This window comes from Nocardiopsis protaetiae (genome assembly GCF_045446735.1).
Lineage (GTDB): Bacteria > Actinomycetota > Actinomycetes > Streptosporangiales > Streptosporangiaceae > Nocardiopsis > Nocardiopsis protaetiae.
In genome coordinates this window covers 1-1,521 of record NZ_JBJJBV010000510.1, presented here as the reverse complement: position 1 = coordinate 1,521, position 1,521 = coordinate 1, and the positions used below count along the sequence as shown (strand labels likewise).

Genomic DNA, 1,521 nt, shown 5'->3' with positions numbered 1-1,521 from the left:
ATGGTGCCCTGCGCGGTCCGCCAGGGCAGCAGCGCGTACTGCTGGAAGACGAGCCCGCGGTCCAGGCCGGGGCCGGTGACCGGTTCGCCGTCGAGGAGGATGCGCCCGGCGCTGGGCGCGGCCAGCCCGCCGAGCAGGTCGAGCAGGGTGGACTTGCCGCAGCCGGAGGGGCCCACCAGGGTGAGGAACTCCCCGGCGGCGATGTCCAGGGTGACGTCCTCCAGGGCGGTCAGGGTGGATTCGGCGCCCTTGCGGCCCCGGACGGAGAAGGCCCGGCGGACCCCCTCCAGCCGGAGTTTGGGCTCGGCGGTCGTGGTCGCTGCGGTGTCGGCGGCGCTGGTGGTCACCGGTCCTCACTCTCCTCGGAGGGGTCCCCGCCCGGCGACGCGCCGGGCGACGCGCTCGGCGACGCACTGGGGGACGCGCTCGGTTCGGCCGCCTCGTCGACGGGTTCGCCGTCGGGCCCGGAACCGGCCGGGTAGGTGCCGTTGTGGTACGGGTTGAACTCGTTGGTGAACAGGTCGGCGACCTCGACGCGGCCCTCGTCCAGCTCCTCGTTGCGGACCAGCCAGTCCACCCAGATCTTGAACTCCTGCTCGTCGATGAGGCCGCCGGCCCCGGCCACGCCGCTGGACTTCCAGTACTGGATGGCGTCGGCGCTCTCGTTGCGGTCGCGGCCCTCGATGATCCGGACGTACCGGTCGACGACCTCCTCGCGCGGGGTCACCTGCGTCCAGCGGATCGCCCGGGCCAGGCCGGAGACCAGGTTGAGGGTGGCGTTGGGGTTCTCCTCGATGAACTCGTCGCGCAGCACCAGGGACCCGTAGCTGAAGGTGCCGTACAGCCCCTGGTCGGTGAACAGCGGTCGGATGCCGCCGCGCTCCAGCGCGGTGTCGCGCAGGATGCCGCCCAGGGCGGCCACGTCGATCTGCCCGCTGCGCAGCGACTGCTCGGTGTTGACCGGTGGGACCACGGTCAGCTCGACCTGCGCGATCTCGTCGTTGGTCAGACCCTGCTGGGCCAGCCACTCGCGGACCACGAACTCGTGGTGCGCGCCCAGGGTGTTCATGCCGACCTTCTTGCCGATGAGGTCGCGGGCCTGGGAGATCCCGCTGTCCTCCAGCACGAAGTAGCCGGTGAAGGCGGCCTCGTCGGCTCCGTAGTAGGAGATGACGGACGTGATGAGGGAGCCCGCGGCGACGAGTTTGGCGATCGCCCCGTTGAAGGCCCCGCCGATGTCGGTGTCGCCGGTGGCGGCGGCCTGGATGTCCTGGGGGCCGCTGGTGGTGTCGCCGATCCACTCCAGGGTGATGTCCTGGAGGTATCCGAGGTCGTCGGCCAGCTCCAGGAAGTGCACGCTGCCGGCACCGCCCTGGTAGCGGATGGTGGTCGGCCCCGAGCCGTCCGCGGCGCCCGCCGAGCCGCAGGCGGACAGCAGGGGGAGGGCGGCTCCGGCCGCCCCGGCCGCCGCTGTGTAGCGCAGGATGTCGCGTCGAGTGTGCATGGTGGTTCTCTCCGGGG

At 72.0% G+C, this 1,521-nt stretch carries 2 protein-coding genes; both read right to left on the bottom strand.

What is annotated here, in order from left to right; all coding sequences use genetic code 11:
• On the bottom strand, positions 1-347 hold a 347-nt coding region (locus tag ACJOT3_RS34415), incomplete at its 3' end, for an ATP-binding cassette domain-containing protein (protein WP_406977315.1).
• The gene (locus ACJOT3_RS34410; RefSeq protein WP_406977314.1) at positions 344-1,504 is read right to left on the bottom strand and encodes an ABC transporter substrate-binding protein; all 1,161 of its coding nucleotides are present in this window, start codon (positions 1,502-1,504) and stop codon (positions 344-346) included. The genes ACJOT3_RS34415 and ACJOT3_RS34410, both read right to left, overlap by 4 nt.
• Between the last annotated feature and the right edge of the window lie 17 nt (positions 1,505-1,521).